The organism is Rhodococcus sp. 05-2256-B1, assembly GCF_002258465.1.
Lineage (GTDB): Bacteria > Actinomycetota > Actinomycetes > Mycobacteriales > Mycobacteriaceae > Rhodococcoides > Rhodococcoides fascians.
In genome coordinates this window covers 1-23,234 of record NZ_NOZA01000038.1, presented here as the reverse complement: position 1 = coordinate 23,234, position 23,234 = coordinate 1, and the positions used below count along the sequence as shown (strand labels likewise).

20 protein-coding genes, 1 tRNA gene and 1 pseudogene are annotated in these 23,234 nt (G+C 66.1%); 8 read left to right on the top strand and 14 right to left on the bottom strand.

From position 1 onward, the window contains the following. The first annotated feature begins 89 nt into the window (after nt 1–89). The gene (locus CH285_RS24410; RefSeq protein ID WP_032370051.1) at nt 90–707 is read left to right on the top strand and encodes a DUF998 domain-containing protein; all 618 of its coding nucleotides are present in this window, start codon (nt 90–92) and stop codon (nt 705–707) included. On the opposite strand, the gene CH285_RS24405 is transcribed toward CH285_RS24410, so the two are convergent. Next, nucleotides 690–1,469, bottom strand: a complete 780-nt coding sequence (locus CH285_RS24405; protein ID WP_052068781.1) for an enoyl-CoA hydratase/isomerase family protein — start codon at nt 1,467–1,469, stop codon at nt 690–692. The two genes, CH285_RS24410 and CH285_RS24405, sit on opposite strands and share 18 nt — an antisense overlap. Nucleotides 1,470–1,541: 72 nt before the next feature. Between CH285_RS24405 and CH285_RS24400 the strand changes: the two genes are divergently transcribed. Continuing rightward, nucleotides 1,542–1,615, top strand: a tRNA-Met gene (locus tag CH285_RS24400). 72 nt (nt 1,616–1,687) lie between these two features. Here the strand turns inward: CH285_RS24400 and CH285_RS24395 are convergent. From CH285_RS24395 to CH285_RS24375, 5 genes are all read right to left on the bottom strand, one after another. Next, complete coding sequence (locus tag CH285_RS24395) at nt 1,688–2,326, bottom strand: LON peptidase substrate-binding domain-containing protein (protein WP_032369954.1); 639 nt, start codon at nt 2,324–2,326, stop codon at nt 1,688–1,690. Further along, nucleotides 2,323–3,252, bottom strand: coding sequence for an alpha/beta fold hydrolase (locus tag CH285_RS24390; RefSeq protein ID WP_032369953.1), 930 nt, complete (start codon nt 3,250–3,252; stop codon nt 2,323–2,325). The genes CH285_RS24395 and CH285_RS24390 overlap by 4 nt, the downstream gene beginning before the upstream one ends. Nucleotides 3,253–3,363: 111 nt before the next feature. Beyond that, entirely contained in the window at nt 3,364–5,949 is a 2,586-nt protein-coding gene (locus CH285_RS24385; protein WP_080729180.1) for an alpha/beta fold hydrolase, read from the bottom strand. A 209-nt stretch (nt 5,950–6,158) separates the two neighbouring features. After that, nucleotides 6,159–8,681, bottom strand: a complete 2,523-nt coding sequence (locus CH285_RS24380; protein ID WP_032370048.1) for an ABC transporter permease — start codon at nt 8,679–8,681, stop codon at nt 6,159–6,161. A gap of 68 nt (nt 8,682–8,749) precedes the next feature. Continuing rightward, nucleotides 8,750–9,484 carry an ABC transporter ATP-binding protein gene (locus CH285_RS24375; protein WP_032367760.1) on the bottom strand — a complete coding sequence of 245 codons (735 nt, stop codon included), beginning with the start codon at nt 9,482–9,484 and terminating at the stop codon, nt 8,750–8,752. A 75-nt stretch (nt 9,485–9,559) separates the two neighbouring features. Here CH285_RS24375 and CH285_RS24370 point away from each other — a divergent pair, with 75 nt between their 5' ends. Further along, nucleotides 9,560–10,324, top strand: a complete 765-nt coding sequence (locus CH285_RS24370) for a deoxyribonuclease IV (protein WP_027495204.1) — start codon at nt 9,560–9,562, stop codon at nt 10,322–10,324. A 12-nt stretch (nt 10,325–10,336) separates the two neighbouring features. Here CH285_RS24370 and CH285_RS24365 read toward each other — a convergent pair whose 3' ends face one another. The 5 genes from CH285_RS24365 to CH285_RS24345 form a co-directional block, all read right to left on the bottom strand. Beyond that, complete coding sequence (locus tag CH285_RS24365; protein ID WP_141214566.1) at nt 10,337–11,032, bottom strand: hypothetical protein; 696 nt, start codon at nt 11,030–11,032, stop codon at nt 10,337–10,339. Between the two features lie 56 nt (nt 11,033–11,088). Beyond that, the gene (locus CH285_RS24360; RefSeq protein ID WP_052068798.1) at nt 11,089–11,613 is read right to left on the bottom strand and encodes a DUF309 domain-containing protein; all 525 of its coding nucleotides are present in this window, start codon (nt 11,611–11,613) and stop codon (nt 11,089–11,091) included. A gap of 54 nt (nt 11,614–11,667) precedes the next feature. After that, nucleotides 11,668–12,900 (bottom strand): multidrug effflux MFS transporter, encoded by a 1,233-nt coding sequence (locus CH285_RS24355; RefSeq protein WP_032369952.1) that lies wholly within the window; start codon nt 12,898–12,900, stop codon nt 11,668–11,670. Between the two features lie 99 nt (nt 12,901–12,999). Then, on the bottom strand, nt 13,000–13,950 hold the full coding sequence (locus CH285_RS24350; protein ID WP_032369951.1) for an aldo/keto reductase: 951 nt from the start codon (nt 13,948–13,950) through the stop codon (nt 13,000–13,002). A gap of 50 nt (nt 13,951–14,000) precedes the next feature. Beyond that, the gene (locus CH285_RS24345) at nt 14,001–14,945 is read right to left on the bottom strand and encodes a DNA-3-methyladenine glycosylase family protein (protein WP_032369950.1); all 945 of its coding nucleotides are present in this window, start codon (nt 14,943–14,945) and stop codon (nt 14,001–14,003) included. Between the two features lie 106 nt (nt 14,946–15,051). Here CH285_RS24345 and CH285_RS24340 point away from each other — a divergent pair, with 106 nt between their 5' ends. The 3 genes from CH285_RS24340 to CH285_RS24330 all read left to right on the top strand — a co-directional run bounded on the left by CH285_RS24340 (nt 15,052) and on the right by CH285_RS24330 (nt 19,759). Beyond that, nucleotides 15,052–17,496, top strand: coding sequence for a helix-turn-helix transcriptional regulator (locus tag CH285_RS24340; protein ID WP_080729179.1), 2,445 nt, complete (start codon nt 15,052–15,054; stop codon nt 17,494–17,496). A 115-nt stretch (nt 17,497–17,611) separates the two neighbouring features. Next, on the top strand, nt 17,612–18,802 hold the full coding sequence (locus CH285_RS24335; protein ID WP_032369948.1) for an MFS transporter: 1,191 nt from the start codon (nt 17,612–17,614) through the stop codon (nt 18,800–18,802). 81 nt (nt 18,803–18,883) lie between these two features. Next, nucleotides 18,884–19,759, top strand: coding sequence for a helix-turn-helix transcriptional regulator (locus tag CH285_RS24330; RefSeq protein WP_052053602.1), 876 nt, complete (start codon nt 18,884–18,886; stop codon nt 19,757–19,759). Here CH285_RS24330 and CH285_RS24325 read toward each other — a convergent pair. The 3 genes from CH285_RS24325 to CH285_RS24315 all read right to left on the bottom strand — a co-directional run bounded on the left by CH285_RS24325 (nt 19,705) and on the right by CH285_RS24315 (nt 22,662). Then, nucleotides 19,705–20,250 (bottom strand): MmyB family transcriptional regulator, encoded by a 546-nt coding sequence (locus CH285_RS24325; protein WP_032369947.1) that lies wholly within the window; start codon nt 20,248–20,250, stop codon nt 19,705–19,707. The two genes, CH285_RS24330 and CH285_RS24325, sit on opposite strands and share 55 nt — an antisense overlap. Before the next feature lie 109 nt (nt 20,251–20,359). After that, entirely contained in the window at nt 20,360–21,373 is a 1,014-nt protein-coding gene (locus tag CH285_RS24320; protein ID WP_255032479.1) for a GlxA family transcriptional regulator, read from the bottom strand. Further along, nucleotides 21,370–22,662: a helix-turn-helix transcriptional regulator gene (locus tag CH285_RS24315; RefSeq protein WP_255032478.1), complete on the bottom strand. Its 1,293-nt coding sequence runs from the start codon at nt 22,660–22,662 to the stop codon at nt 21,370–21,372. The genes CH285_RS24320 and CH285_RS24315 overlap by 4 nt, the downstream gene beginning before the upstream one ends. 133 nt (nt 22,663–22,795) lie before the next feature. Here CH285_RS24315 and CH285_RS24305 point away from each other — a divergent pair, with 133 nt between their 5' ends. Further along, nucleotides 22,796–23,056, top strand: a complete 261-nt coding sequence (locus CH285_RS24305) for a DUF3263 domain-containing protein (protein WP_230074136.1) — start codon at nt 22,796–22,798, stop codon at nt 23,054–23,056. A gap of 37 nt (nt 23,057–23,093) precedes the next feature. Further along, nucleotides 23,094–23,234 (top strand): annotated as a pseudogene (locus tag CH285_RS28500) (S-(hydroxymethyl)mycothiol dehydrogenase); the annotation flags it as partial.

The window sequence follows — 23,234 nt, the reverse complement described above, 5'->3', positions numbered from 1 at the left end:
CCAATCGGTACAAGCCCGGTGCATCGGGGTCGCCGGGAGTGGAGCCTGCAGAATGACCCATCGGGTATCGGGCAGTGAATACTGCAGTGGTGAAGCGATCGACAGTTCTGGCCGCCGCGGCGTTCGTCGTCGGTGGGTGTACCTACCTCGCTGCCGAAGCGATTTCGGCGCTGGGCTGGACCGACCGACCGTACAGCTACGCGCGCAACAACATCAGTGACCTCGGCATCCCAGATCTGTCGCCGCTGCATACGGTGATGAATGCCGGCTTCGTGGTCGACGGCACGCTGTTCGTTCTTGCCGGCCTCGGATTGTCGGTGTTGTTCGAGGGGCGAGCGCGCTGGATCGTGCTGGGCACGTCGGTCGTGCACGGCGTCGGCAGCATCGTGGTCGGGCTCGCGCATGCTTCGGTCGACGGAGCATCGACTCCGCATGCAGCGGGCGCGGGTATGGCGATCATCGGTGGAAACCTGGTGCTCCTGGCTGCAGGCCGGTACGGCGGACGCGTCGGCGCACCTCGGTGGTACACGGCGGCCAGCGCCGTCGCCGGTGTCGCGGGGCTGGCCGGTTTCGCATTGTTTCTCGCCGATACCGGCATCCTCGGCGGTGGAGCGTTCGAGCGGATTTCCGTCTACACCATCATCGGATGGGAGATCGTCACCGGTGCAGCACTTCTCGCGCGGGCCCGGCTATCGAAAGTTCGGTGATTCCTTGGCGAGGAAGGCCCGTACGCCCTCTCGGCCGTCGGCCGACTCGAAAGCTTCCTCGAACACCGGCAGTGCGCGTCGTGCCGGTTCGTGTGGTGACTGCCCGAACGTGAGCGCGAGAGCGCGTTTGTTCGCGTGCACGGCCGAGCGGGACTTGGCGGCCAGCACGTGTGCCAGGTCCAGTGCCACCGACAAGGACCCACCGCGGGGAGCCACTCGATTGATCAGACCCCACTCCAGTGCGGTTTCGGCAGAGATGGGCTCGCCGAGCAAGACGAGTTCGGCTGCGCGCGACTGACCCACGCGCCGTAATGCACGCATGGTGCCGCCACTGCTGGGGACGAGCCCCAGATCGATCTCGGGCAAGCCGAGGCGGGCACCCGCGTCGGCGACGACGAGATCGCAGCACAGCGCCATCTCGAGCCCACCGCCCAGGGCGAACCCGTCGATGGCTGCGACCGTCGGGAGCGGTAGGTCGGCCAGTAATTCGAGGGTCGCGTTCTCGACATTGCTCTTGCGTTCGAGGACGTCGCCTGCCGCCTGCATCGCGGGCATTTCGGAGATGTCCGAACCGGCACTGAACACCCGGTCGCCGGTGAGCACGACGGCCCGGACGGAGGAGTTCTCGGCCAGCTCGCGAAACATCGCCCGCAGACGTCGCGTCGCAGACTGGGTCAAGGCGTTCACCGGAGGGTTGCTCAGCGTGATCTGTACGACCGCCTGGTGTGGAAAAGACAGGACGGGTGACGACTCGGTGGGCATGAAAGAACCGTAGAGCGTTGACCTGGCGATTGGGAGTCTGCCACGACGGCATGTACCGTGGGTATCACCCGACGCGGGGTGGAGCAGCTCGGTAGCTCGCTGGGCTCATAACCCAGAGGTCGCAGGTTCAAATCCTGTCCCCGCTACTACGAAGATCAGGCCCGGCACCGATGGTGCCGGGCCTGATTTCTTTTCTGGGTTCGCCGGGCTGGCTCCGGTCAGGGCTGAAGTCTGAATTGCACGACGGCCGTGACGTTTTCGATCGCGTCGTCGAGTGCCTTCAAGCGCGACGGGGCGTCCGGTGCCGACAGGATGTCGAGTCGGTCGGACTGGCCCATCGGGATCAACGAGGCCAGCGACCACATCTTCTCGGCCGCCGAAATCGGGAGGCTCAGAAAATCCGGAACGCCCGGCGTCACGATGTCCCCGGAGGATTCGAGCCGACCGATCAGTTCGTACAGATCCTCGACCTTGGCCCAGGTAGCGGCGAATTGCGTGTCGGCGATGACGGCATCGACGTCTGCGTCGGGCCATGCGCGGACGTCGGCCAGTGGGTAGGGGTCGTCCGGGAGCCACGCGTCGATGCGGATCCGTTCGCCGCCGACGCACTCGAGTAGATACCTGCCGTCTCCGATGGCCTCGTGACCGATGATGTGGGCAATCGTCGCCACATCGTGTCGGACGTCGCCGCCGCCTGCCTCGTGCCCCCGGGCAATGAGAACGACGCCGAAACGGGGATCGTCCATCTTCAGACAGTCCTGTACCAGTGCCTGGTATCGAGGCTCGAAGATGTGCAACGGGAGACGTTCGCCCGGCAGCAACACGCTGCCGAGCGGGAACATCGGGATGACGCTCACGGGCGCTGCAGCGGCATGGCTGCCGGGGTGATCTCCGTCGGCGCGCCGGTGTCCGCGTCGCTCGAGTCGGTGTGGTTGGCGGCCAAGAACTCGTCCAGCAGCCGGAAGAGGAAGTCCGGCTCGTCGAGCTGCGGGAAGTGGCCGGCGTCGGGAAAGATCTCGACGCGACTGTTGGGTACCTCGCGTCGGATGTTGTCCGCATGCTTGGCGGGAATCATGCGGTCCTTGCCGCCCCAGATCAGCAGCGAGGGAATGGACTCGAACTTCTCGAAATGTTGCTTGGCACTGACGGTTTGGCCGCGAGGACCCACGACGGCCCGCGTCGACGCCAGAAATGCCTCCCGCGTCGATCGGTCTGCGACCGATCGGAACGAGCGCCACGTCTCGGCCATGCTGGGGCCGGGCTCTACCGGAACCCCCCACTTGCCCAGTCGAGCCAGCACACCTTCGGTGTTCCTGCGGAACCAATCCGAGGCCAACATCGGAAGCACCAGTTCGCTGCCGGGTAGCGTCGCGGCTTTGAGTAGCAAGCTGACCTCCGGGCCGAGCCCGCCGCTGCTGACCAGCACGAGGCGATCGACCCGTTCGGGAAAGAGGTACGTCATCTGCATGACGATGCCGCCGCCGAGCGAGTGGCCGACCAGTGGTGCCGAGTCGATGTTCAGGTACTCCATCAGGTCGCGGATGGTGGCCGCGTGCGAACTGAGCGAATAGTCGCCGGACGGTTTGTCGGAGTCACCGTGCCCGAACAGGTCGGGTGCGATGACCCGATACCGGTCCGACAGTCGCTCGATCTGCGGGCCCCAGGACTTGTGCGATCCGAGCAGCCCGTGGACGAGAATCACGGGCGGCCCGTCGCCGATATCGACGTACCGCAAGACGTCCTTGTGTAGTTCCACCGACTGCAGTTCGTACGATGCGCTCATGGTCGACCTCCCTGTCTCGGTTCGGGCCGGTGGCTCGGCTAATTAGCCGTCCGGCACAAACGTACAAGCTGTGCCGCCACCGCGACAGGCCGTCGCGGGTGATATTCCCAGTCAGCGCGCGTTGTCGACGGTGTCGTCGATGATGTCGGCCAGTTCCTTCGCCATCGGTCCGCGCAACATGTTCGCGTGGTGGCCGGTGATATCGACGAATGTCAGCTCGCCGTGAGCGACTGCTCGCCACGACCGGAGGTCCTTGACGTTCTCGGTGGTGCGAACCACAGTCATCGACCCCGACCACGGAGTCGGCACATGCTTGTTCAACGCCACGTACCCGATGCTGGCGAACACCAACCATTCCATGGTCGTCGGATACCGCAACAGCCCAGCGAATTGCATACGCAGCCACAGCGCAGCCGTACCGGCACGGCCCAGATGGAAGCCGGCGTCTTCTCTGGTCGGTGCGGGCGGCGCTGCCGGGACAGACGTACCCCCGGGAAGCCGGTCCAGGAGATGACGGAACAGCCGGGTGTCGAGAAGTAGCAGATGCGGGGTACCGACGCCGGAATCTCTGATCTTCTCTGCCATCGCGATGGCGATCCAGCCGCCGAGCGAGTGGCCGACAAGATGGAACGGGCCGTCGGGGGCCACCGTCCGGATCGCGTCGACATACCGTGCCGCAGTGGCTCTGATGGTCCGGTCCGGTCGCCCGCGTGTGCCTCGGCCGTGTGCCTGCAGGGCATAGACGGGACGGTCTGCGTCGAGGTGCTTGACCAGATCGAGAAACGCCATCGCGCCCACGCCGGCACCACCGATCAGGAAGATCGGAGCTCCGGTACCCCCGGTGCGCAGCGGGACCAGAACGTCGTGGACACCGGACGAGCTCCGACGTGCGGCGGCGGTGTCGCGAAGCCGAGCGTCGACGGTGGTCGCCAGCGTTCGCACGGTGGTCGACGCGAACACGTCCTGCGGATCGAGGTCGATCTTCAGGTTCTCGCGCAAGTGGGCGAGCATCGCCGTCATGGTCAGCGAGTTGCCACCGAGTTCGAGGAAATCCTCGTCCCGCCCGATGGCGTCCAGTCCGAGTGCAGTGCGAGCGGCCTCCGCGACGATGTATTCGGTGGGGCCGACCGCGGTGCGTTCGACGCGTCGGTCGGACGGCTCGGGCAGTGCTCTGCGGTCGATCTTGCCGCGTTCGTTGCGGGGCATGGCGTCGAGCGCGACGAGGTGGGTGGGCACCATCCATTCCGGCAGGGTTCGGCGCAGGGCGGCCCTGATGTCGGCCTGGCTCGCCCGGACGGTGCGGTCGGAGCAGATGTACGCGACGAGGTCGGTATCGGTGCCGGATCTCCTGCCGATCACCACGGCATCGTCGATGTTCGGCAGCGCGCGCAGTGCTGCCTCCACCTCGGCCGGTTCGACGAGGTAGCCGCGTACCTTGACTGCGTCGTCGATGCGCCCGGCGAGCTGCAATGTTCCGTCCTGATCGAACCGGCCCAGGTCGCCGGTGCGGTAGCGGAACAGGCCGTCGCCGAGGGCGGCGAATTTCTCCGAGTCCACGCCGACATCCTCGAGATAGCCGTCGGCCAGGCACGCCGACGTGACGCGCACCTCGCCGATGACGTCGGGTTCGCACGGGGAGCCGTCAGCAGCAACGACCTCGACGAGCTTTCCTGCGACGGGAGTGCCCGCGGGCAGAAAGCCGGACGGTAGCGCACGGTCGAGGGGGTACTCGCTGAACGCGACGGCCCCGGCCTCGGTGGTCGCGTACCAATTGACGAGTGTGGCGCGGTTGTCGGAAGCCAGGCGGAAGCGGCGCGCGTCGTCGGCGTGCAGAGATTCTCCGTACGTGGTGACGACGCGCAGCGTGGGTACGGTGACCTGGCCCGCGACGGCGCGCAGCAGCGACGACGAGCAGTGCAACGTGGTCAGCGAGTGCTCCGATACCCACTCTGCGATGCTGCCGACCGTGCCGGATCGAGGGTCACGGCAATGAACGGTGGCACCGCTGAGCAGCCCGGCGAACAGAGTGTTCAGGCCCGCGCCGAAACTGACGGGAAGGGCATCGCCGACGCGATCGTGGGTGCCCAACCCCAGCGCGGTCGACACCTCGTACGCCTTGGTCAGGCACATGCGATGACTGAGTACGACGCCTTTGGGCGTACCGGTGGATCCGGACGTGTAGTTGATCACCGCGGTGTGGCCGCCCGAGACCGTCGGCAGCGGTACGCAGGAATCGACCGCTGCGTCGACGGTCGCCGAATCGAGGGTCGAGGCCTTGGCCTGTTCGACGATGCGGTCGCGGCGCTCGTGGGGGAGTTGCGGATCCAGCGGAACCAATGGATGGCCTGCGGCGATGACGGCCAGCATCAGCACGATCGAGTCGACCGACGCGTCCGCCTCGACGGCGACGGGGCGATGATCGGACGGGCGCAGGGCAGCAATCTTGCGGGCCTGCGAGTACACGCGATGCAGCAGCTGGTCGAAAGTCAGTGACGTCCCCGCCGCGTGCAACGCGGCCGCATCCGGCATGGCGTGGGCTACCTCGCGGTAGCGCGCCATCAGCGTGTCGCGGCCGTCGGGACGACACAGCGGGGCGAGCGCGGATCGTGCCGGTACAGGTCCCGTCGACACAGCTCGGCTCGACACGGATACCGTCGGCACAGATCGGGTCGGCGCGTACGCGTCCTGAATCGTCATGATTCTCCTTGCACGAGCCCGACCCGCGAGGTAAAGGTTCGTTTGCGGTACACAAACCTACTTGAAGACTGTTTTACCACCCCTAAAGTAGACGCGGGCCGTCTTTCCGCGCAAGCCGAAAACCGGACATTTCGTAACGAACGGGTGTCGTTACGAAATGCCCGGTGTCGGGGCGACCCTGATCAGAGGTCGGCTATCGCCGACCCCGATCAGAGGTCGGCTATCGCCTCCAGCGGTTTGGTGCGCGCGGCCCGAACGGCAGGCCACAGAGCAGCCAGCACTCCGACCACCGCGGACCCGAGAAGCATTGCGACGACCTGCCCCCAGGGCACCGTCATGGCACCCAGGCCCTCGTCGCGCAGGGTCTGGACGAAGCCCCACCCGAAGGCGATGCCGAGGGCGACGCCGACGATGGCACCGAACAGGGCGATGAGCAGCGACTCGAGGTAGATGATGCGCCGCACCTGCGGTCGCTGCATTCCTATCGCCCTGAGCATGCCGATCTCGCGTCGACGTTCGACGACCGACAGCGCGAGGGTGTTGACGATGCCCAGCACCGCGATGACCACGGCCAGGGCGAGCAGTCCGTACAGCACCGCGAGCAGTGTGTCGATCTGCTGGCCTTGGCTGCCCTTGAATTCTTCGACGTCCTGTACCTGCACCACCACGGACGGTTTGGTCGCAGCCTCGAGGTCGGTGCGCAGCGTACCGAGGTCGGTTCCGGGCGCGGCTTTGACGAGGACCAGCAGATCCGACCGCGTGATGGACGGCGTCACCTTCTCGTAGATGTCGCCCGAGACGATCCAACTGCCGATCAGTGGGTTGTCGGTGAACACACCGGTGACGGTGACGGGAACCGAAGCTCCGTCGACGGAGTCGAACACGACCTGGGTGCCGATGTCCCAGCCCTTGGTGGACGCTTCGGTCTCGGACACCGAGAAGCCGTTGCTCTCGAGGTCTGCGGTGCCCCGAACCATGGACAGGTCGAGCAGCCCTTCCGGGGAGCCGTCGATGGCAGCGCCGAATTCTTCTTCTCCGGCGATCGTGACGAACACCGGATGCAGCACAGCGGTTCGTTCCACCCCGTCGACCTGTTGTGCGGCCGCCGTGGCTCCGGCCGGGACACCGATCGACTGTGGACCGGACAGGATGTAGTCGGCTTCGACGCCGGTGTCGACGAGTGAATCGACACTCGCCTTCGCCGTCGACCCGAGTACCCCGATGACGGTGACGAGCATGAGGCCGAGCATCAACGCGAATGCGGTGGCTGCCGTGCGGCGCGGATTGCGCACCGAGTTGGTTCTGGCCAAGCGACCGATCGCACCGAACGGCCGGGTGAGGACGGCCCCGAGCGCTCCCACGACGGGCCGTGACAACGACGGTGCGGCCAGGGCCGTGGCCACGATCGCCGCCACCGCGCCGACGCCGACGGTTGCTGCGGCAGCGCCGCCGGTCGACTGAGCGCCGATGACTATCGCTGCCGCTCCGGCAATACCCAGTCCGACGCCGATGAACGTCCGGGTTCGCAGGGTGTCGCCGGCGGACGCGAACTCCTCGCGCATTGCGGCCACCGGTGGAATCTTGGCTGCTCGCCGCGCCGGTGCGTAGGCGCTGAGGACGGTGACGATGATGCCCACCGCGAAGGCGACGACGACGGTGCGTGGTTCGAGGGCGAGTGGGCCCGACGGCAACCCGAGGTCGAAGGCATTGAGCAGAGCGCGCAATCCGTACGCCAGTCCGACGCCGCCGGCGAACCCCAGCACACTTCCGATGACGCCGACGACGACCGCTTCGAGTACGACCGAGCGACTGACCTGCCCACGGCTGGCTCCGATGGCGCGAAGCAGCGCCAGTTCGCGTACCCGCTGAGCGACGATCATCGAGAACGTGTTGTAGATGATGAACGTGCCGACGAGCAGTGCAATAGCGCCGAACGCGAGGAGGAAGTACGTGATGAACGACAGTGCCGACTCGACCTCGGCCTTGGTTTCGGCCTGGACGTCGGCAGCGGTCTGCACTTTCAGATCCGGGAACGCGGCGGCGATCTCGTCCCTGAGGTCGCTCTGCGTCTTGCCCTGTGCGGCGAGATCGTTGCCCGCGACGTCGATGTACTGCACGTGCGCACCGTCGGTGAACAACTCGTTCGCCTGGCTCTGCACAAACTGAACCCCGATGAAACCACCGGATTCTGTTGCAGTGGAATAGATTCCGGAGATCGTGATGTCGGTGATCCCCTTGGACGGCACGAGTACCTGGGTCGCGTCGCCCACCGTCAGGCCCGCTCGATCGGCACCACCTGCGTTGATCGCGACCTGGCCGGGCGCGGTGGGGGCCGAGCCGGAGACGAATGTCGCCGGATCGCCGAGCCGCTGCTCGTCCGGCAGGTAGGACTCGCCGATCGTCGGTGCTCCGCCGGATTGCACTGCGGCACCGTCTTTACCCAGCAGAACGAGTTGTCCTCCTACATACGGAGAGACAGCACGCACGCCGGGAAGCGCCGAGATGGCGGCGATGTCCTCGTTGGGTACTCCGCTCGATCGCGCATCCTCGGGGGCGACTCGAACGTCGGCTCCCTGTGCGGTGTCGGCGAACAGTGACGAGAACGTGCGCTGCAGCGTGTCGGTGAAGACGAACGAGCCTGCGACGAACGCGGTTCCGAGTACGACGGACAGAACTGTCAGTGCCAGCCGAACCTTGTGGGCGGCAAGGTTTCGCAGCGACACCTTACGCATGGGGTTGCCCGACGCGGCCCGCGTCGGGGCCTTGTCGGGATTCGATTTCTTGGCGACCGAGTGCGACATCAGTGGACCGTTTCCAGCTTCTTCATGCGCTCGAGGACGGCGTCGGCGGTGGGCGATGCCAGTTGATCGATGACAGCTCCGTCGGCCAGGAACACGACGCGGTCGGCGTAACTGGCCGCTCGTGGGTCGTGGGTGACGATGACGACGGTCTGATCGAATTCGTCTGCGGCCGTGCGCAGAATCGACAGCACCTCACCGGACGAGCGGGAGTCCAGGTTGCCCGTCGGCTCGTCGCCGAACACGATGTCGGGTCGACCGGCCAGTGCACGAGCGCACGCCACGCGCTGTTGCTGCCCACCCGAGAGTTCGCTCGGGCGATGGCCCAGGCGGTCGCGCAGGCCCAGTCGGTCGACGACGGTATCGAGCCAGCCCTGATCCGGGGTGCGTCCGGCGATGTCGAGCGGCAGAGTGATGTTCTCGAGCGCGGTCAGGGTGGGCACCAAATTGAAGGCCTGGAACACGAAACCGATTCGGTCCCTTCGTAACCCGGTCATCTCCTTGTCGGACAGCGCCGTCAGCTCGGTGTCACCGATCGTGACCGTGCCCGAGGACGCGGTGTCCAACCCGGCCAGGCAATGCATCAGTGTGGATTTGCCCGAGCCGGACGGGCCCATGATGGCGGTGAATTCTCCGCGGGCGAACTCGACGTTCACCCCGGACAGTGCGTGCACCTGGGTGTCGCCAGAACCGTAGACCTTCGATACGTCGACCGCACGTGCGGCAATGTCGCTCATGGGTGCCAGTGTTTCAGTGTTCGGGCCCGGTCGCTATCAGGGGAGACCCTGAACTCGACCCCTATGATGGGCGTCATGCGCATCGGAGCACATGTCCGCGACAGCAGCGACCCTCTGGGCACGGCCGAGACGCTCGGCGTCGACCTGGTCCAGATGTTTCTGACGGATCCGCAGAAGTGGAACAAGCTCACCCCGCACCCCCAAGGTGAGGCTCTGTTGACCGGAGACGTCGATGTGGTGGTGCACTCGTCCTATGTTCTGAACGTGGCGAGCCTGAACAATCGCATCCGAATCCCGTCCCGCAAAGCGGTCGTCGAACAGGCCGCAGCAGCTGCCGAGATCGGTGCGATCGGTTTGGTGGTGCACGGCGGTCACGTCCGAGAGGGCGAGGACACCGCCAAGGGAATCGACAACTGGCGCAAGCTGTTCGAGCGTCAGGCCGAGCAGGGTGGTTTCGGCGTACCGATCTTTGTCGAGAACACTGCCGGCGGAGACTCGGCGATGGCGAGGCGCTTCGACGACATCGCGCGGTTGTGGGACGCCATCGGGGAGTTCGGTGCCGGTTTCTGTCTCGACACCTGTCATGCGTGGGCCGGCGGCGAAGACCTGATCGACGTGGTCGATCGCATCAAGGCGATCACCGGACGAATCGACCTGGTGCATCTGAACAATTCGCGCGACGAGTTCGACTCTGCCCGCGACCGGCACGCGAACCTGGGCACCGGAACGATCGACGCGGACATTCTGACGGCCGTCGCGCTCGCCGCCGATGCACCGGTGATCCTCGAAACCCCGGCCGAGGGAATCGACGACGACGTGAGGCTGCTGAAAAGCCTGTAGCGAATCCGGCTGTTACGAGGGCACTGCCGTCAGCTCGGTGGTCGCTGCGGCCCACAGCCGGACCAGTTCGTCCATTCCCTCGATGCCGGTGGACCAGGTGATTCGGGCCGACACGAGCCCTGATTCCGTCTCGCCGATCGCGATGTCGATGGCGTAGCCGCTGGGCTCGCCATGGCCGGCGTCGGCTTCGGATACATCGTGGCGGAACAGAATCTGCGCTCCCGGGCGGCAGGCCAGCGCGGGGTAGTTCCGGGTCAGCGGGTAGTCGCGGCCACCGTGAGGTGCCGAGTCCAGCCGTCTGCAGACGTCGTCGACGAGGTACGAGGCGCGGGCGGATTCGGTGAGGGCGTCGACCGGAACGGCGGGGAGCCGGACGGGATGGACGAATCCGGTGTCGTCGACGTCGATATCGACCAGGACGCCCGACGACGAGCCTCGGCGGTTGTCTCGCTGCCACGTGGACACCGCAGATCCGAGCGCGGCGAGCAGCCGAGCGTCGAGCCGGAGGGTGTTCGCGGGAACGGGCAGCGTGACCGTGGTGCGCTCACGGAGCGGAGACGGCGTGACCTGCAGCGGACGTTCGGCCGGGGTCAGGACAGCGACCCAGTAGGGAACCTGTTCGGCGACCTCGGTGCAGAAGGTACGTCCGAGCTGAGCTGGGCTGATCGTCTCGCGATGGGCGAGTTTCAGCGGTGCGAACACGGTCACGCCGAGGAACCCCACTTCCGGTGAAGATTGTCCTAGCCTTACCTAATTCCCTCAGGCTAGCTCGAGTCCGGCCGGTGCGCCAGGACGCCCCCGTCGGATCCCGATTCCACCGCCCGGCGCAGTACGGGAACGCCTGGTGAGCTCGGTAGCGTTCCCGTCTCCAGGTCCTCGAGCAGGTCCTCGGACCAGCCGAGCAGACCCGTCACGTCGATCCGGTGCGGGGGCTCGACCTCGTAACCGATCAGGCGGTCGTGTCCTTGGCGGAGCAACGAAGCGGCACCTACGCGGTTTCCTCGCATCAGGTGCGTCAATCCGACGGCCAGTTGCGCGAGGCCCTGCCACAGCTCGCGTTCGTCCGGGACGCAGCTCTTCCACGTGCCCTCGAGTACCTCGTGGGCGTGAAACGGCATACGTGCGTCCAGGAATCGCTGCGCTTCGGTGAGGGCGGCGTCCGGTGGAAGACGGAGATCGTCGGGAACCCGGGGTGTTCCGGTACCGCCGCGGGCCAGCGGGCGGCCGAGGCCGTCGCGCGGCCGGGCGTTGAGGGGCTTGCCCTGCGGGTCGCGCTCGCGTTCGGCCATGGCGGTCACCCTAGTGGGGTGACCGCCATGGCCCACACGATGACGCGAGTGAGGTCATCGACGTGCGGACAGGACGGTCACCGACCCGAGTGCGATCAGCGCCGCCGCCGAGGTGGCGACCATCGTCGTCGAGACGGCGATCGCGTCGTTGCCCAGTGCACCGACGATCGGTGCGACGATCGCCCCGAGCCCGAACTGCGCGGCACCGAGTAGTGCAGCTGCGCCGCCTGCCGCTTCCCCGTGGCGGGACAGCGCCAGCGCGGGCGCGTTGGGCATGACGAACCCGACGGCCCCGAGTACGAACCACAGCGGGACGACGAACCCAGCCATTCCGCCGACCCCGGTGACCGCCAGGACGACCATGACCGCGCCGGCGACGACGCCGAAGGACAGCGCCGACAGGACGATCTGCACCGGTGCGAAGCGTCCCAACAGCAGGACGTTGAGCTGGGATGCACCGATCAGAGAGATCGCACCGGCCGCGAAGACGATGGCGAATTGTTGCTCGTCGAGGCCGAACTCCTCCTGCAGGACGAACGACGAACCGGCGACGTACGCGAAGAGTGCCGACATGGCCAGGGCAGCGACCATGACGAGGACGACGAACTGGGTGTCCCGCAGCAGCGATCGGTAGGTCCGCAGAACCGGCATGACGCCACTGGCCCGACGACGCTCGGGCGGCAGGGACTCGCGCAGCGACACGATTGCCAGCGTCATCAACGCCACGCCCATGATCGCCAACGCTGCGAACACGAGCCGCCAGGAACCGACGAGAAGTACCGCACCGCCGAGCGACGGTGCCAGCACGGGAGCGACGCCCATGACGAGCATCAGGCGAGACAGGACCGTCGCGGCGGCGCGCCCGCTGAACAGGTCTCGAACGATGGCCATGGCGACCACGGCAGCAGCAGCGGCACCGAGACCCTGAATCACACGCAGGCCGCCGAGCACGGCGATGTTGGGAGCAACGATGCAGGCGAGCGACGCCAGAATGTGCACTCCGGTGCCCACGATGAGGGGCAGTCGTCGGCCCATGATGTCCGACAGCGGCCCGATGACCAGCTGGCCGAGCGCGAGGCCGACCAACGTACCCGCGAGCGTGAGCTGCACTGCAGACGACGGGGTGTTCAGATCCTCGGCGATGGCAGGAAGTGCCGGCAGGTACATGTCGATGGTCAGTGGACCGAGGGCGATGAGCGCGCCGAGTACGAGGATCACCCGGAGGCGCTCGCGTGACGTCGGCTCGGTTGTAGGAGCCGACGTGCTGCTCTCGCGCGTGTCGGTCACCTGCGCGCTGGTTACGGATGTGTTCGATGCTGGGGCCACCCGAAGGTCAGCAGCGCAGGAGCTGATTCTGTTCCCGTTGCTGACTACAACTTTCGTGTCCTATGCCACCGCGTCGGACAGTCCGGTGAGTGTATCCACCTCGTGGCTGGTCAGACGCAGTGTCGGCGCGTCGAGCAGAGCCGGTACCTGGGCGAGCGAGCTCGCGCTCGCGATCGGTGCGGTGATGCCCGGTCGAGCGAGCAACCAGGCGAGAGCCACACTCGACAACTCGGCCGAGCGGGAATCGGCGATCTCCTGCAGGCCCTGCACCACAGCCAGGCCTGCCTCGGAGAAATAGCCCGTCGTCAGTCGCTCGCGCTGGGTACCGGCCAGATCCTCCCGGGTGCGGTACTTACCCGTCAGGAAGCCGGCGGCGAGGGAGAAATACGGAAACACCCCGAGGCCGTTGTCGACGGCGATGGCGATGGCTTGCAGTTCACCCTCGTAGTCGCGACGGGCAACGAGGTTGTAGTGCGGTTGCAGTGCGATCGGTGCCGCAAAACCGTTGTCTTTCGCCAGGCCCAGCCACTCGCGGACCCGCGCGGGGGAGTAGTTCGAGATGGCGACGTGCCGAACTTTGCCTGCCCGGACCAGGTCGTCGAACGCGGCCAGGGACTCGACCAACGGCGTCTTGTCGTCGTCGTAGTGGGCGTAGTAGACGTCGATGTGATCGGTCTGCAGCCTGGCCAGGGAGGCGTCGGCTGCGGCCCGAATGTTGCCCGGTGCCAGACCGCGGAACTCGGGATGCTGGCTCACCTTGGTCGCGAGAACGACGTCGTCGCGGTTGCCGCGGGCCGTCATCCATTTGCCGATGATCGTTTCGGATTCGCCGCCGGAGTTGCCGTCGGCGAACGCCGAGTACGAGTCGGCCGTGTCGACGAAATTGCCACCTCCTGCGGTGAACGCGTCCAGGATGTCGAAGGACGTGTCCTCGTCGCTGGTCCAGCCGAAGGTGTTCCCGCCGAGGGCAAGCGGAAAGATGTCCAGATCGGACGTACCGATAGCAACCACGAACTACTCCTTAGGTCGGCGAACAACTCGACTGTACGAGCAGGCCGGGATCAGTGCCAGGTGTGGTCCACCAGCGCGGTCCGTGGCCCGAATTTCGGCTTGGTCGCCTTGCCGCTGAGATACAGGAGCCGAATCGCGCGATGTCGATGTGGTGCCAAGGGCTGCAGATACTCGACCATCTCCGCGTCGTCGATCGGTCTGCCCAACAGCGACCACCCCACCACCGCGGCCAGGTGGTAATCGCCCACCGACAACGCGTCGGGATCCCCCAGGGCGCGCTGAGCGGTCTCGGCCGCGGTCCAGATGCCGACGCCCGGGATCGCGCGCAGCCTGCGTTGCGCATCCTCGCGCGTCATGTTCGACGCCTCCTCCAGGCGTCCGGCTGCGCGCGCGGCACGGACTATGGTCTTCGACCGAGCCGGGTCGACGTTGGCGCGGTGGTAGTCCCAGGACGGGATGCGTCGCCACACGTCGGCCGTGGGAAACACGAACATCGTCTTCGGGGTCGGGCCCGGTGCGGGGTCGCCGAACTTGCTCACCAGGTACCGCCACGAGCCGAACGCCGAAATGCCGTGTACGCGTTGCTCGATGATCGCCGGTATCAGTGCCTCGAGCACCAGACCGGTCCGGCCGAGGCGTAGGTGCGGAAGTTGTCTGTGTGCCTCGCGCAGAATCGGATGCTCGGGCGCGAAGCTCGAGGCGTCGTCGTCCCGGCCGAGCAGAGCCGGGGCAGCGTCGAGCAGTTCGTCGGCACCGGGTCCCCAGGCTCGCACCATGACGCTGCTCGGTGAGGCCTGCACCAATCGGTACGTGACCGGGCCGGAAATCATGCGCGACGTCCGCCACACGGCACCGTCCGGCGTGGACTCGTAGGTGGGGTCGCCGCGGCCCCGACGCAGCGGTGACAGGGACATTCGGATGTCGACGCGCTGCTCGAAGTCGACGAGGCGGGTGACGCCGTGATCGGTAGGGCCGGAGGAGGCGTTCTCGGTCATCGCTCGGGTCACCTCCGTCGCAGTCGTGGTCGGCCGGTTCAGTGTGTCCCTGCCAGGGCCATATTCAACACCCTTGCGCAGACACGGGTGAAAATATATTGGACGAATGCCCACATCACCGGATCGCGACGCAGTGCTGCGTGAGGGCCGCTCGTGTTTGTCCGCTTCGCCGAAGAACCGGCGGATCCTGGTGATCTCGGGTGCACGGGGCATCGGCAAGTCCACGGTTGCCAACACCATCGCGGACGAGGCGACAGCGCTGGGTTTCCGGGTGGTGGATCTGCCGTGCCTCGCGGGGCTGCTCGATGAGGGGCTGTTGGGTGATCTGGTGGCGGCAGACGTAGATGTGAAGCCGACGCTGCTGGTGATCGAGGACCTGCATCTGTTGCCCGCAGGCTCGCGCGACCGACTCGCTCGTGCGGTGAAGACGGCGGTACGTAGCCCGCATGTCCGGTGTATCGCCACGACCGTCGACACCGTCCCGCCGCCGTTGTGGCGGGAATTCGCCTTCCACCGTGTGCGACCGCTGCCCGACGACGCGGTGCGCGATCTGTTGAACGGAACGGAAACGTCAGTGGCGCAACGGCAATCGATCATCGAGCTGTCGCAGGGAAACCCTCTCGTCGCGACCGAACTCGCTCGCGCTGCGCCGATCTGGAGCCGGGATCCATCCGTCGGCGGTGCGATGCTCGACCGCGCCCACCTCACCGATACTCTCGCCGACATCGGCGCGTTCGAGGTCGCCGCGCTCGACGAGAAGTCCAGGCGTCACATTCTCGGCGATGCGGTGCGACACATCGTCTCTCGCGAGCACGGTGGCGACTCCGCGGCCGCCCACCCACATGGCGACACTGTCGCACAACTGTGGATTCTTGCCTCCTCGACCGCCGAGGAGCGCATCGCCGTTCACCTCGAATCGGCTGTGGACAGTCGGCTGACGCCCGACGAGCGTCTGGTGCATCGGGCACTCGCAGCCCGAGCGCCCGATGCGCACCTCGTCACTGCACTCGACGAGCGGGCGCACGACCTGGCGTCGCTGCAGCGCTACCGCCGGGCAGTGGCGTTGCTCTGCCGTGCAGTAGCGCTCGAATCCGATCGTGGACGCGCCCAGGCCCTCGAGGTGCGGGCGGCGTCCATGGCGGCATTCGCCGGCTTCGTCGATCTCGCGGTAGCGATCTTGGACCGGATGCGGTCGGGACATCCCGATGCGGCCCTGTCCGAGACCGTTCCGGCCCGAGCCTTTGCCGCCGTGGCCCGGGGAGGCGACCCCCGTGCTGCGTTCGGCGTCGTCGTGCAGGCTCTCGATCGATTGCCGGATGCGGTCGCCCCGGACGTCGTCGACCAGTTGATCGGTTCGGTTCTGGCGTACAGCGCACTGACGGGTGACAGCGAACTGGTTGCGCAGGCCCTGCAATGGGCGGTCAAATACGAACAGCATCTCGATCCGGTCAACGTGCTCGTCGCGCGGTCTCTCGGCGTCTCGGGTTCGAGAGTGCACGTGCGGGCATTCGACAGCCCGGCGCTGCTGGACGCGGTACGAGCCTCGCTGCGCACCGGAGACCCGTGGAAACCGGTACTGCTGCAGCTGGCGTTGCCCACCTTGCTGTGGGATCCGAACGACAGTTGTCGGCTGTCGGACGTGGTGGGCCCTGTCGCAGCTGGGTTTCCGGCCGCCGAGTCTCTGACCCGGCTGCGGCACCTCGCCGCACTCGCCGCTCGAGGACAGTTCTCTGCGTTCGCCGAGGCCGTCTCCTCGGGACTGCCGGATGGCCTCTTCGGCGAGCAGGAGGGCCTGCTGAAATCCTCGGTGGCAGCTGTCGCTGGTTGCGAGAAGAGCTGTACTGCAGCCGAATCGGTGGCACTGGGCCGCTTCGACGTCGCCTACGAGCGGATGCGCCGCCGCGATCTCTCGGCGGAGCGCTGTTCGATCACTCCGTACGGACCACTCGAAATACTGGACTACGTCGAATCCTGTGTACGGCTGCGGCGGTCGGACGAGGCGCGCACGTATCTCGACCGACTGCGCCGAACCCGGCCCGATTTCTGGGGAGCCCGCCACAGTGCGCTTCTGGCTGCAGCCGAAGCGATGCTGGCGGAGGCCGGAGCCGAGGCGCTCTTCGAGGCGAGTCTGCATGAACTACGCACCGCTGGATGGTGTTTCGATGCGCCGCGGGTTGCGCTGGTCTACGGCGAGTGGCTGCGCCGCCACCACCGGGTGATCGAAAGCCGCGGTCGGCTGAGGTACGCCGCAGATCTGTTCGCAGAACTGGGTGCACGCACGTGGCTGCGCCGAGCCGAGGACGAACTACAGGCTGCAGGAGCCGGCCCGCACCCGCGTGAGGGCGATGCGGGCTCGGGGTTGACCGGGCAGGAACTGCGCATCGCGTCGCTTGCCGCCGCCGGTCTGACCAACAAGGAGATCGGCGAACAGCTGTATCTCTCGGCTCGTACTGTCGGCGGTCATCTGTACCGAGTGTTTCCCAAATTGCAGATCACCACGCGGTCCGCGCTGCGGGACGCACTCCTTCGTTACGAGGGCGGCGGACGGTGAGTGAGCACGTACTCGCCGGCTCTGGTTCGATCTCCTTGTCGACGGCACAGGACGGACGGCCCTTGCAGAACAGGAGATCAGCGTGACCCGATCGGACGAAAAGTCGTCGCCCCGCATGTCGGTGTCGAGTGCGACGGCATTCGTCGGAGTTGCGTTCGCGTTCGTGGTGGCGATGATGGGCACCACCATGCCGACGCCGCTCTATGCGCTCTACGAGGTCGAGTTCCACTTCTCCGTCTTCGTCGTCACCCTCGTGTTCGCGGCGTATGCCGTCGGTGTACTCGCAGCTCTGTTGGCGTTCGGCCGCTGGTCCGACTCGTTGGGACGACGCCCGATGCTGTTGGCGGCCATAGCATTCGGATTGATCAGCGCCGTGGTGTTCGTCACCGCCGGCTCGCTGACGGCCCTGGTGATCGGCCGTGTGTTGTCGGGAATCTCGGCCGGCATCTTCGTCGGTACCGCGACGGTGACGTTGATCGAGTTGGTACCCGACCGATGGCGTGACCGTGCATCCGCGATCGCTACCGCAGCGAACATCGGGGGCCTCGGCCTCGGACCGTTGGTGGCCGGATTGCTCGCGGAGTATCTACCGCAACCATTGCGTCTGACGTTCGTCGTCGACATGGTTCTGCTGGCTGCGGCAGCAGTGGCGGTGTTCCTCGCACCGGAGACGGTGCGCGTGGACGGCGGAGCACGCCCGCACATGCAGCGGCTGTCCGTTCCACCGGAGGTGCGCGGCACCTTCGTGCGCGCCTCGATCGGAGGATTCGCGGGGTTCGCCGTACTTGGCCTGTTCACTGCCGTCTCGCCGGGATTCATCGGCAGTGTGTTGGGAGTCGACAATCACGCCGTCACCGGGGTAGTGGTGTTCACGGTCTTCGCTGCGTCGGCGACAGCCCAGATTGCTTTGCGCGCTGCCGATCCCGCGTCAGCGCAGCGGTGGGGATGCGCGCTGCTGCTGCTCGGTCTGGTGTTCCTGGCCGCGTCGCTGCTGCTGACCTCGTTGGTCATTCTGGTGGTAGCGGCGCTGCTCTGCGGCGTCGGTCAGGGCATGACATTCGCCAACGGCATGTCCACGATCGGTGCCGAGCTTCCTCCGCACCGTCGGGCAGAGGTCACCTCGACCTTCTTCGTCGTGTTGTACATCGCGATCTCGGTACCGGTGATCGGGGCCGGAGCCGTGGCGACCGGATGGGGCCTGGTGACGGCGGGAGTGGTGTTCGCCGTCGTGATTGCGGTGCTCGCGGCGGTGGCGTTCGTGCTGTTGACCATCGATCTGCGCAAGTCTCGGGCTGTCGTGTCCTGAAACGGTCGACAGTGGGCCGGATTCGTACTCGATTCGGGACGGCGGGTAGGAGATGATGGTTGTCGACAGGAGGTCCTGACGATGGCCGAACGCTCGTTGCTTGCGGACTTCCTTCGGGTGCGCCGGGAATCGCTGCAACCCGAGCAGGTGGGTCTGGTGCGCGACGGCAACCGCCGAGTGCGCGGACTGCGGCGAGAAGAGATCGCCCGGCTCGCCGATATCAGCGCCGACTACTACCTGAGGCTCGAGCAGGGGCGCAATCATCAACCCTCCGAGCAGGTTCTGGCTGCGCTGAGTCGGGCTCTGCGTTTGGACGAGGACGAGCGGGCGTACTTCCACCGGGTGGCGCGCGCGCAGTCCGGCCCGGCCGTGGTCGAGGCGCTTCCGCCGCGAGTGACCGAGGCGTCGGCCCGGGTGTTGGAGCAGTGGGTCCACACGCCGGCGTACATCACCGACCGCCATCACGATCTGCTTGCGCTCAACGGTCCGGCTGCGCTGATGACGCCGGGCCTGAAAGTGGGCACCAACCTGATGCTCGATGTGTTCGCGCACGAGCACAGTGCCGCCTCTCCGGAGGACTGGGCCGTCACGGCGCAGCGAATGGTGTCGGCGCTGCGATTCCACGCGGCACCGGGTCACCCGCGACTGACGGAGTTGGTGGGCCGATTGTCGGTGGAGAGCCGCGCTTTTCGCAGGATGTGGGCCAAACACGACGTACGGCCTTTGTCGTCGAGCATCTCCGTCGTCCCGGTGGAGCCGTTCGGTCTGGTCGAATTCCGTTCGCAGACTTTGGAGATCGTCGGCGAGGGTGGGCAGTTCATCACCACCTACTTCGCCGATCCCGGTAGTCGGTCGGCATCGGCGATCCGGCATCTGGTTGCCGGAGTCCCCAGCCGCGACACTCAGTTCGTTGTTCCTCGGTCCGATTCGGACGATCGGACCGCGTCGGCCAGTTGACGTAGAGCTGCCCTCGACTGTGCTGTTCGGGGCCGCAGCACCATCAGGACGTGGTCCTCGGCGGCAGGCATCAACAGGTAGTCGAGCATCAACGGACCGACGACGGCATGTTCGATCGTCACGGTTCCGGTTTTTCTCGCGCTGGTCTCACCGGCCCACTTCTGCGCGAATGCCGAACTACGGGTGGATAGTTCGCCGACGATGCGGCGAAAGGAGTCGTCTGGCTCGTGCCGATCCAACGACTCACGAAGCATGGCGACCACCTGATCCGCCGACGATTCCCACCCAGTAGGCGGGTCGGCGGCGGGATCGTCTCGATCGCTGCAGAGCGAACCGGCGTCGACGAATGTGAACACGGCCAGATTGACCCCCTCGGCGAAGCTCGGCGACACCGCACGAGCGAGCATCGTGGACGATTCGACGGTCAGATGCCGATCCAGCAGTACCGCAGGCGAATACGCCCAGGACTCGAGCGCCTCCACGTTGTGCATGATTCGACCATAGATCCAGGCGGTTGCCGGTCCGGTAACCCTGCCAGGGCCACCTTCGACCGGCGGTGTTCGATCCTCCCGAGGTGAACGAAAGCGTTGGGGCCGACTATCACTGGGCTGGATCGGTCGTGCGGAACTTTCTCTGGTAATCCGACGGTGTCACCCCGAACTTGGTGACGAACGCACGCCGAAAAGCAGCGGGCGTGCCGAATCCTGCGTCGGCAGCGGCCCGGGCCACGGAATAGCCGGACTCGAGTGCGGCTACCGCGATATCGAGACGCATCGCGGTCACGTAATCGAGAGGCGTCGTGCCCAGTTCCTCGCGCACGATGCGATTGAGATGTCGCACACTGACATTGGCGTGTGCCGCGAGAGCGCTCAGGTTCGCGGGTCGTGTCGGGTCGGCATGGATGTAGTCGGTGATAGCGCGAGAGACCTGGGTCCGCGGCGGCGGACCTTTCAGCGACACCGAATACTGCGACTGGCCGCCGGAGCGCTGCATGTACACCAGCAGTAGTTGCGCGACCGTTCTGGCTATCGGGGCACCGTGATCACTTTCGACCAACGCCAACGCCAGATCGATTCCGGCAGCGACCCCGGCCGAGGTGTAGATGTCGCCGTCGCGAACGAAGATCGAATCCGGTTGGACACGCGTGTCGGGAAAGCCTTCCGCCAGAGCCGACGTGAACTTCCAGTGAGTGGTCGCACTCCGGCCGTCGAGCAGACCGGATCCCGCCAGCGCGAACGCCCCACTGCAGATAGACGCCACCCGCCGCGCTCGGGGCGCGAGCAGCGCCACCGCGTCGAGCAACGCCGGGTCCTCGAAGACGGCCGGAGCCGATTCGCTACCGGGAACGATGAGGGTGTCGAAGTCGCCGCTGTCGGCGACGGCGGCGTTCACCGACACCGTCATTCCCATCGAGGTCACCACGTCACCGCCGTCGATCGAGAGGAAGACGATGTCGTAGCCGTCGACTCGCTGGTTCGCTTCGAGGAAGACCTCGGCCGGGCCGACGAAGTCGAGCATCTTGACCTGGTCGAAGAGCAGAATGCCGATGCGCCGACGCTGGGTCGGACCACGCCGAGACGGGTCGTCGTTCACCCGAGTGGTCGAACGCGTCACGATGCTCGGATTCCGGCCTTCATGCCCACGGCACCCGCTTCACCGCGGGTCTTGACCTCGAGCTTCCTCAGGATGCTTGCGACGTGGAACTTCACCGTGCTCTCGCCGATGTTGAGGCTCGCGGCAATGTCCTTGTTGCGCTTGCCGTATGCGAGGTAGCCGAGAACTTCTCTCTCGCGACGGTTGAGGGCGGCGAGAAGTTGTTCGTCGGCTCGTGCGGGAGGCGGGTCGAGAGGAATCGCGATGCTCACGCGTGATCCCCACCCGGCGGTGGATTCGAACGAGATCGATCCCCGGAGGGTGTGCACGCGTCCGGAGAGCTGTTGGGTCAGAGTCTCGGTGTCGCAGGCGTGCAGGCCGTCGTTGCGGACTTCGAGCAGCAGGTTGGTTCCGTCGCAATCCCACGCGATACGTACCCGTCGAACATCCGGCTGAGCCACGTAGGCGAGTACGACGGTCCGAACCACGGCTCGCGCCGCGCGTGCGATCTCGCCGGGGACCGGTCTTCCGTCGACTGGGGGAGCGACGTATTCGACGTCGATCGAGGACTGGTCCAACACAGTGGCGAGCTCCCCCTGCAGCCTGGCGAAGGCGGTGGTCACTGCTTCCTGCCCCAGCTCACGGTTGGCTTCTTCGATGGAGCGAAGCTCGATCAGTGCCGCCGACGCGGTATCGCTGGCGGTTGCGCGTGCTCGCGCGTCATCGAGGTCCTTCGAGCGCAGCGTGGACAGCACGGACGTGAGGGTATCGACGTGGGCGTCGACCATCTCCGAGATCACCCGAGCACGCTCGCTCGAGGCCGCCAGGGATTCGGCGAGATACGCAGGACTCGCCTGGACCACCTGATGGCGTATGGAGGTGGCTACGATTCCGAAGGCAACGCCGACGTCGGAGTCCGGATCGAACTGCGGCGCAGCCGATTTGGGCACCATGACCAGCAGGGTGTCGGTCGTGTCGTCGAGTTGCGTCGCGAGACGTCGCTGTGCACCGGCCAGGCGCCCCGGGCCGTCCAGAGCTCGGCGCCCACTCTGCTGCACCGACTGCTTGAGGTCGTCGAGCTCCTTGATCGTCACGCGGCTCGTCATCGACTCGTCGCCACTGACTTTTCTCGGACGGCCGGTGCATTCCCTGGTGAAAATGATCATCGCCGAGTGCGGATACCGCTGCGACGACCACCACGAAAAACGAGCAGCTATCTCGACCAGCGGACCGGTCAGGACCTCCCGAAGCGCGGCGAGCGAGTCGGTCGGTTCGGACCTGGCGGGGGTCGACGGGGCAGAGCTGCTCACGTGCGCATCCTAGTACTCGGAGCGGCGTCGTGTGATGTCCGTTCGGCCAGTGATTGCTAGCCGTTGTGCGTGGTTCTTTTCTCGCGGTAGGACGACAACCTGGACATCGGATTCATCGACGAAGGGAACACCGTTGAGGACGACCACCGAAACCCTCGCGTCGACTCTCGGCTGCCCGGAAACGAAGCGCATGATCGACTTCGCGACCCGGTGGATGCCCTACGGCGGCGGGCCGGCCGAGGACATTCTGGTCGGGTTCGGAATCAGCCCGACCGAATACTTCACCAGGCTCGCCGCAGTGCTTCGCGAACCCGACACAGAATCGACCCTCGACCGCGACACGATGTCCGCGTTGCTCGAGGTGTGCCGCCGCAGGCTCTGGCTCGGCGAGTGAATCGTCCTCCGTACATCACCTGACCTCAGGAGTGCTTGTGTCACAAACCGTTCATGCCGTCGTCGCCAAGGCGAAGGGTGAGCCCGTCTCGATCGAGACGATCACCATTCCCGATCCCGGCCCGAACGATGTCGTGGTCACCATCGCCTCGTGCGGGGTGTGTCATACCGATCTGCAT